The sequence below is a fragment of the Rhodoferax sp. genome (assembly GCF_037143375.1).
Taxonomy (GTDB): Bacteria; Pseudomonadota; Gammaproteobacteria; order Burkholderiales; family Burkholderiaceae_C; genus Rhodoferax.
Window position 1 is genome coordinate 1 of sequence record NZ_JBAWYV010000147.1, and the last position, 7533, is coordinate 7533.

General features: G+C 57.5%; 9 protein-coding genes. 6 read left to right on the top strand and 3 right to left on the bottom strand.

Annotation, left to right across the window (positions count from 1 at the left end; translation table 11 throughout):
- From WCG50_RS15870 to WCG50_RS15880, 3 genes are all read left to right on the top strand, one after another.
- The coding region (locus WCG50_RS15870) for a hypothetical protein (protein WP_336900568.1) at positions 1-607 on the top strand (607 nt) is incomplete at its 5' end.
- A 52-nt stretch (positions 608-659) separates the two neighbouring features.
- The gene (locus WCG50_RS15875) at positions 660-1346 is read left to right on the top strand and encodes a hypothetical protein (RefSeq protein ID WP_336900569.1); all 687 of its coding nucleotides are present in this window, start codon (positions 660-662) and stop codon (positions 1344-1346) included.
- A 90-nt stretch (positions 1347-1436) separates the two neighbouring features.
- A complete protein-coding gene (locus WCG50_RS15880) occupies positions 1437-2828 on the top strand; it encodes a M48 family metalloprotease (protein WP_336900570.1) in 1392 nt (463 codons plus the stop codon).
- A 72-nt stretch (positions 2829-2900) separates the two neighbouring features.
- Here the strand turns inward: WCG50_RS15880 and WCG50_RS15885 are convergent, their stop codons facing one another.
- The 3 genes from WCG50_RS15885 to WCG50_RS15895 are packed head-to-tail and all read right to left on the bottom strand — an operon-like array spanning position 2901 to position 4574.
- Positions 2901-3983, bottom strand: coding sequence for a patatin-like phospholipase family protein (locus WCG50_RS15885; protein ID WP_336900571.1), 1083 nt, complete (start codon positions 3981-3983; stop codon positions 2901-2903).
- A 13-nt stretch (positions 3984-3996) separates the two neighbouring features.
- Positions 3997-4209 (bottom strand): DUF3820 family protein, encoded by a 213-nt coding sequence (locus tag WCG50_RS15890; RefSeq protein ID WP_336900572.1) that lies wholly within the window; start codon positions 4207-4209, stop codon positions 3997-3999.
- Between the two features lie 2 nt (positions 4210-4211).
- The gene (locus WCG50_RS15895) at positions 4212-4574 is read right to left on the bottom strand and encodes a translation initiation factor Sui1 (RefSeq protein WP_336900573.1); all 363 of its coding nucleotides are present in this window, start codon (positions 4572-4574) and stop codon (positions 4212-4214) included.
- 135 nt (positions 4575-4709) lie between these two features.
- Between WCG50_RS15895 and WCG50_RS15900 the strand changes: the two genes are divergently transcribed.
- Genes WCG50_RS15900 through WCG50_RS15910 form a run of 3 tightly spaced genes read left to right on the top strand, consistent with a single transcriptional unit; the run spans position 4710 to position 7529 of the window.
- Entirely contained in the window at positions 4710-5753 is a 1044-nt protein-coding gene (locus tag WCG50_RS15900) for an SPFH domain-containing protein (RefSeq protein ID WP_336900574.1), read from the top strand.
- A 21-nt stretch (positions 5754-5774) separates the two neighbouring features.
- Positions 5775-7277: a DUF4178 domain-containing protein gene (locus tag WCG50_RS15905; protein ID WP_336900575.1), complete on the top strand. Its 1503-nt coding sequence runs from the start codon at positions 5775-5777 to the stop codon at positions 7275-7277.
- A gap of 30 nt (positions 7278-7307) precedes the next feature.
- Positions 7308-7529, top strand: a complete 222-nt coding sequence (locus WCG50_RS15910; protein WP_336900576.1) for a DUF350 domain-containing protein — start codon at positions 7308-7310, stop codon at positions 7527-7529.
- The last annotated feature ends 4 nt before the right edge of the window (positions 7530-7533 follow it).

Consider the following 7533-nt stretch of genomic DNA (forward strand, 5'->3'; position numbering starts at 1 on the left):
TGGGGTGCTGGTGCTGTTTTTCTTTCTGGTCGCCGACCACCTCTTCTCCTTCAAGGGCATTGTCATCGCGCCTCTGGTCATTGCGCTGTCCATGCTGATTGATGGCTTCATTTCAGGGCCGATGGATCAGCTCTCCGAGTTGATCGAAAAAGAAGAAAAAAAAAATGAGGACAAAGATAGAACGCCTGCCGTCGAAACAAGCAACAAGAAAACGATTTCAGGGTCATTTTTAATCACCATCGCGGCGCTTACCGCGTTTGGATTGATGGTGGTGGTGGCGCCTGAGACCGCTCGCTTAATGGCGTTTTATGTCTTCTCCGGGCTGAATTTGCTCGCGCTCGCGCTTGCCGGTGTACTTGTGTTCTTGCAGTTGCGCCGTTTTTTGAAATACATCTATCAGACTCATTTTTTACAGCAAGGCGACCTTTCGACTGACAAACCAAGGCCGGCACATCAGCCACCGAAACCCAGCCAGCACGCCGAACCGCTCCCAGATTGGCGAGGAATCAAGCTTATCGGTCAATTCGTTTTTTGGATCAAATACGCCATTTTTATGACCGTCCTCGTCTATGGCGGCTGGCTCCTTTTACCGCACGGCGCTCACTAAAAAAATAGCTCGTCAAGACCTTAACCTGTCACATCAATCAAGAAAGACCTCTATGTGCAAGCTTCCATCCGGCTCCCTGACCACGGTCACCTCTGCACTCGCTGCCTGCCTTTGCCTGGGGTTGGTGATGCCAGCAAGCGCCCAGAGTTGCAGCTTCGAAGCCAAGCAAGGTGGAACGCCCAAAGCTCAGGCATTGGCGCTGGACGCCGCCAAGGTCAACCCTTGCACCACCGTGCCGGGGCTTTCTGTCAAATCGTTGTCGAGTGTCTTTGCCACCTTGCTTTCCACGCCCAAGATCGGTGGCAAGCGATTTGAAACAACGCCACCCGATGGGCTGCCCGAAGGCAAGATGATGGTGTCGGCCCAAGGCATCGAGTTCAAACTGCAACTGCTGGCCGCCGAGGGCGTGACGGGACTTCAGGTCAGATCCGCTGGCGCGCTGGTCTTTTCAGTGGCCAACCCCGCTGCCGCCCCGTTGTTCATTGCCGCGTCCAGGCTCAAACCGGGTGAGACCTACGACTGGTCCATCAGCACGCACAAGGCCAACTTCAAAGCATCCTTTGAATTACTCGACCCGCAAGAAATGGCGGATGTGCAAACCAAGCTAAAGGCGCTCCAATCCGCCAATCTGGCGCCCAACACGCGCTTGCTTTATGCGGCAGCCATCTTTGAGGACGCCGATCTCTATTTCGACCGGGATCAAGCGCTGGGCGAACTGCGCCGCCAGGTGGCACCTTAAAAATACAAACTTTACGTTCGCCAGAGCCGTCGGGCCGATCGGCACAGCCCGGCGCCAGCGCGTCATAAACACCTACGAAAAGCGAACCGCATGAACTCCAAACACATCGACGATAAGCGCCTCTCAAACTTTGCCGCTATGGCATCCCGGGTGACGCAGACGGGCGCACCTTGGCTCAAGTTAGCGGGCATCAGCGTTCTGATGGCGGCAGGTACTCACTCGCTAGCGCAAGACACCCAGGTTGCGGCACCAGCACCCACCGAGGCGGCATCTGGCCCTAGCGCGGGCGCCTCCCTGATGGATTCCCTGGGTTCTTTTTTCAAACGCGTCAAAGATGCCATTCCGGACGCCAAACCCGTTGACCCCGACAACGCGCAAGGGGCGGGCCAGGATCGGCAAGAGGGGCTGGATTTAAACGCCAAGACAAAAGAATCAGCCAGCCGGGGGGATGCAAAAGTAAAACCTGCATTCAATATTATTGACATCGAAAGTTGGTCCAGCACCTCAGACACGGTGCTTGATCCGCAATGCAAGACGATGATGCAACCCTTCGGGATGACGGACAACCTGGCCTCGCTGGCCGCCCTCGCTGCCAAAATAAAAATTACTGAATACGTGTCAAAACTGGGCCCCGCCGGGAGCAAACCTGCCACCGGTGCAACCCAGGGTTCGACGGCTGAAATCATCCGGATGGCGGCGCGCAACCTCAACTGGCTGCCGATGGAGGCGGAAGTTGCACTGGGCAAGACCATGATGAGCGAATCTGAAATTTTGGAAGAGAACAAAAACAAGGAGTCGCGTCGGGTCTACACCGAAGCCAGAAAAGTACTGGCCGAGATCCTCAAGGATATTCCGGGGCCGTTGCCCTATGACTTTCAGGTCAAGGTGCTGACCAAAAGCTATGGCGGCGCCTCTGCCTTGCCGGGTGGCATCATCATGGTGGACTTGAACCTGTTTAAAAAAGGGGCTGATCAGGACTACACCTTCTTTGTCATGGCGCATGAGGTCGCGCATGTACTGCAAAGGCATCAAACGCGCGCTTACCAGGCCAAGATGGTCGATGGGCTCAATTCAATTGAAGGCTTGCAAAAGCTGATGTCAGCGGCCAGTGGCCCCAACCCGGGTGCCGTGCTGGCCTATGGGTCGGCCCTTAAAAAACTCTTCGTGAGCTTCTCGGAGGCGCAGGAGTTGCAGGCTGACAGTTGCGCGGTGCGGATGCTGCACAAACGCAACCCCAATTCTTCGATTTTGCAGGCCAAGTTACTCCGGGTCGATAAAGGATTGGGGGCACCGGTGCCGGAGGTGGCGGAAGGCCCACAGGGTAACTCGGTGGTCGACCACTTCAAGTACCTCGGTGACGGCGTCATGGAGCGCCACCCGACCACCAACAAACGCAAAGTCAATTTGCAACTGACCTTCACCACCCTCACGGCGCAGGTCAACCTGACCGCAACATCAGGTCAAGCCCCGACACAGAAATAACGCCAAGCCCCAGACAGTACGGACGTACGGCAAGGCGAAGCAACAACATGTCGGATTGATATGGGAATGGAATTACAGCTTGAAGTGCTCGGGCTGTACTTGCCGTGCCGCCACTTGGCCGATCCGGATCAAGTCCTGGATGTGATCCACCGAGTCAATTTTCTGGACTTGCGCCGAGACAATGTCGGCCAAGCCCATCTCTGACAGAGCGGTCTGAGAAATATCTTCGTTGTAACGCACATAGGTAAACAAGTGCTGACCACCGGGGGTTTCCATGCCGACCAGGTCGCCAATTTCCTTGTCAATCTGGTGCCCGTTGATGCATTTCCCGAAGATTCTGCACAAGGTGTCCTGCTCGATGACGGTGGAGAGAATGAGTGACGAAGGAACGGTTTCTGCGGCCTGCAGCAAGTTGTAATCCTGGGCCTTGAAATCGTTGCGCACTTGGGCGGCAGTGCCGGTGCCGACCGAGACAACCAAAATTTTGTCTTCACCCGTTTCCCAGCAGATGTCGTAGGGTTTGGCCACGGCGCGCAGAAAAGCAAAAAATGCCGGGTTGGTCAGGGACGAGATGGAGCCGTCGACAAACACAAAATCGTGCGCACCCACGGTGATGGTTTCCGGCGGGAAAAAACCGGGTGCGGCGGTGCTGGCACGCACCAGTTGCCAGAGCGGCAAGTTCAAGTGGCAATCGAGCCGCTCGGTTTGGTTAAAGCGGCAGTTGGGGTTGTTGGTGACGACCCAAGGCTGGTCGGTGGTGACGTTGCGCATCACCATCATCAAGAGGGTGCGCAATTTGGGGGTGCCCAGCACTTCGTCACCAAACTCCTGTTGCAGCAACTCCCGCAGTCGATCGCCCTTGTAAAGATGGCGCATGATCCGCCACCAATGGTCGTGGTCGAACATCTGCTTGCCTTTTTCAAGGTAAAAGGCCCGGATTTTCTCGACCGACCACCCCAGCGAGATGGCTGTGGCAATGATGGCGCCGGTACTGGTGCCCGCAACAAAGTGAAAGTAATCCGCCAAAACCATGTCGGGCCGCTGATGCGCGATCCGGATTTGTTTTTCAATTTCGGCCAGAATTTCAACCGAAATAATGCCGCGAATACCGCCCCCGTCCAACGAGAGAATCCGCTTGGTGTTTGTTTGATTCAAGATATTTTCCTTTTCAGCCGCCCCGCAGCGGTTTGAGTAAATCGTTCAGGCCGTTGTGGTCAATCTCATTCATCAGCACCAGCAAGCGGCCGATCTCGCCTTTGGCCTCACCCTCACGGGCAAACCAGCGCAAATAATTACCCGGCAGGTCGGCGATGATGCGGCCCTTGTATTTGCCAAACGGCATTTCGCGGGTCACCAGCAGCATCAGGTCTTCAGGCTGCATGCCTAGCCCCCGGCCCGTTTGACGCTAAAGCCCTGCGCTTTGAGCATCTCGATGACGCGCTCGCAGTGGTCGCCCTGCACTTCAATCACACCGTCTTTGACCGTGCCGCCCGAACCGCAGGCGGTTTTGAGTTGCTTGCCCAGGGTCATCAAAGCCAGCGGCTCCAGCGCCAGGCCTTTGACCAGAGTCACGCCCTTGCCGGCGCGGCCTTTGGTTTCGCGCGAGACCCGCACGATGCCATCACCCGCCGGCGGGGCTTGCGCAGTCTTACAACGGCAACTGGTAGTGGGCTGGCGACACACCGGGCACATGCGCCCGCTGTCGGTGGAGTAGACCAAGCCACCGCTTGGGGATCTTGATTTCATGGGTCAGTCAGGTCAATTAATTGGGCTTGATTGTCGGAGAAATCAAAGCGCCGTTTGTTGGCACCCCAGCGGCGTATTTTCAGGCCAACTTCGGCAGTTATCATTCGCGATCAAACTCACCAAAAGGAGCACACCATGGCACTGATGGACTTCATCAAGAAACAGTTTATTGACATCATTCAATGGACCGAAGACGCCGATGGCACCCTGGCCTGGCGCTTTCCGATGGCCGGGATGGAAATCCAGAACGGCGCCCAACTGGTGGTGCGCGAGTCGCAAATGGCGCTGTTTGTGAACGAAGGCAAGGTGGCCGACGTGTTTGGCCCCGGCACCCACCGGCTCACCACCCAAACGCTGCCGGTACTCACCTACCTCAAAAACTGGGACAAGCTGTTTGAGTCACCGTTCAAGAGCGATGTGTACTTTTTCAGTACGCGCCAGCAGGTCGACCAAAAGTGGGGCACACCCCAACCCATCACCATCCGCGACACCGATTTCGGCGCTATCCGCCTGCGCGCTTTTGGCAATTACAGCTTTCGCGTGGCAGAACCCCAGCTGTTTCACACCGAAATTTCGGGCACCCGCGAGCGTTATGAGGTGAGCGATCTGGACGGCCAACTGCGTGGACTGGTGCTGCAAAACATCAGCAACGCGATTGCCAGCAGCGGCATTCCGTTCCTTGATTTGGCCTCCAACCAGCTAATGTTTGCGCAAGCGCTGACCACCCAGTTGGCGCCAGAGTTCGCCAAAATCGGGCTCAAGCTCGAAGGCATGACGGTGCAAAACGTCTCGCTGCCTGAAGAACTGCAAAAAATTCTGGACCAGAAAATCGGCATGGGCATGGTCGGCAACGACATGGCCAAATTCATGCAGTACCAGACCGCGCAAGCCATCCCCAAATTTGCCGAAGGCGCGGGGTCAGGCGGTGGCGGCATTGCCGGTGACGCCATGGGCTTGGGCGCGGGCGTGGCGCTGGGCCAGGTGCTGGCACAAAACCTGGCCGCCGGGTTGCAGGGCAACGCGGCGGCTTCTCCCGCCAGCGCACCCGCCGCAGTAGGCGTGAAAGCCGAAGACGTGATGGCCACCCTGGAGAAGCTCGGCGAACTCAAAACCAAAGGCATCCTGACGCAGGAAGAGTTCGACGCCAAGAAAACCGAACTGCTGAAGAAACTGGTTTAAGCCCCCGCAACCCTTCAAGACGTGGCGGCCGAATCCCCCCAACGCGCCTACCGGGCACCCTGCCCGGGCTGTGGTGCGCCGGTTGATTTCCGGAGTGCGCAGTCGATCCATGCGGTCTGCGGCTATTGCCAGAGCATGGTGCTGCGCCAAGGCGAAACTTTGTCACGCCTGGGCAAAATGGCCGAGCTGTTTGACGACCACAGCCCCCTGCAACTGCAGGCCAGCGGCGCCTGGAAGGGCCAGGCATTCACGCTGGTGGGCCGCCTGCAATACAAGTACGGCGAAGGCACCTGGACCGAATGGCATGCGGTGCTGGCAAATGGCACCAGCGCCTACTTGAGCGAAGACAACGGCGCCTACGTTTTCAGCACGCCTTTGACCCTGCAGCGAGAATTGCCCGAGGCTGAGCGTTTCCGCGTGGGTGGCACCACCGCCATCAACGGCAAATCGTTCAGCGTCGCCTCCAACAACCCGGTATCCCTGATGTCGGCGCAAGGCGAATTGCCGCGTTTGCCAGCGCTGGGCCAGCCCTTTGCCATGGTCGAACTGCGCAGCCAGGCATCGGGCGAAGTCCTCAGTATTGACTACAGCACGCAGCCGCCCAGTGTGTCGATCGGCTCCTCGGTGCTGCTTGATGACCTCAAACTATCGGGCTTGCGCGGCGAATCCGTCAAAGACGAGAAGGGGCGCCAGTTCAACTGCCCGAATTGCGGCGCGCCCGTCACACCGCTGTTGGCCACCAGCAAAAGCATCACCTGCGGCTCGTGCAACAGCCTGATTGACTTGTCGCAAGGGCTGGGGGCCGAGCTCAAACACGCGGTGCAGGACGAACCCGTAGCACCACTCATCCCGCTGGGCAGTCAGGGGCCATTTCAAGGGGCCTTGTGGCAGGTTGTGGGGTTTCAGCACCGCATGGGCACCGACCCAAGCGACCCCGACGAGCACTTTGGCTGGGAAGAGTATTTGCTTTACAACGCCAAGCGCGGGTTTATCTTTTTGGTGGATTCGACCGACGGCTGGAGCGTGGTGAAACCCACCACTGGCGCGCCGGTCATGAGCACAAACGGTCAGAGCGCCACTTACCTGGGCACGACCTACCGGCTCAAGGAACGCTACCACGCCGAGACGTCCTACGTTGCAGGCGAGTTTTACTGGCAGGTGTCACGCGGCCAGAAAACGTCGAACCGGGACTTTGCCAGTGGCAAAAGCCTGCTCTCGATGGAGCAATCCGCCAACGAAGTCACGTGGTCGGTCGGCAGCACGATTGAGAGCGATGCGGTCGCCAGCGCCTTCAAACTCACCGACAAAAAAGAACTGCTCAAACGCAGCGACGCCGGTCCCGGTAGCGCAGCCGTGGCCGTCAACTCCCGTGTTGGCATTGTGATTTTTTTGTGCCTGGTGCTGCTGATACTGGTGATCAGCCGGTGTTCCAGTTGCAACCCGGCAACCGAGAATTGCGCCAGTAGTTCGCGAAGTTCTGGTGGCTCATTTGGTGGCTTTTCCAGTGGCGGCGGTCACAAATGACCCGCCCAAAAAATTTTTAAGGAGTTCAGCATGGCAATGGAATGGTTGAAATCGGGGGCTTTACTGGGCTCTCTGGTGTTTGCGTTGATGGGGGTGATCATTTTCCTGCTGACCTTTGTCATCATTGACAAGCTCACGCCCTACAACCTTTGGGAAGAGATCGTCGAGAAGCAAAACCGGGCGCTGGCGATGGTGGTGGCGGCCATGTCGCTGGGCATTTGCATCATCGTGGCGGCGGCGATTCACGGGTGAGCCC